This window comes from Escherichia sp. KCJ4928, assembly GCF_004352695.1.
Classification (GTDB): Bacteria; Pseudomonadota; Gammaproteobacteria; order Enterobacterales; family Enterobacteriaceae; genus ECMA0423.
This window is the reverse complement of the sequence record NZ_SJWV01000871.1, coordinates 1-248: the sequence shown is the minus strand read 5'-3', so window position 1 is coordinate 248 and position 248 is coordinate 1. Positions and strand designations below refer to the sequence as shown.

Genomic DNA, 248 nt, shown 5'->3' with positions numbered 1-248 from the left:
CTTCCGTGGATGTCAAGACCAGGTAAGGTTCTTCGCGTTGCATCGAATTAAACCACATGCTCCACCGCTTGTGCGGGCCCCCGTCAATTCATTTGAGTTTTAACCTTGCGGCCGTACTCCCCAGGCGCTGAAAGAAGCGGTGAAAAAATTAAACCCGCAGGCGCAATGGCGCAATCCGGTGATGTTTATCGTCTGGATCGGCAGTCTGCTGACCACCTGTATTAGCATCGCGATGGCAAGCGGTGCGA

1 rRNA gene and 1 pseudogene are annotated in these 248 nt (G+C 53.6%); one reads left to right on the top strand and one right to left on the bottom strand.

The annotated features are described in order from the left end of the window. A 16S ribosomal RNA gene (locus E0D98_RS27185) occupies positions 1 to 123 on the bottom strand; the annotation flags it as partial. A gap of 4 nt (positions 124 to 127) precedes the next feature. Here E0D98_RS27185 and E0D98_RS28370 point away from each other — a divergent pair. Continuing rightward, positions 128 to 248, top strand: a pseudogene (locus E0D98_RS28370) (hypothetical protein); the annotation flags it as partial.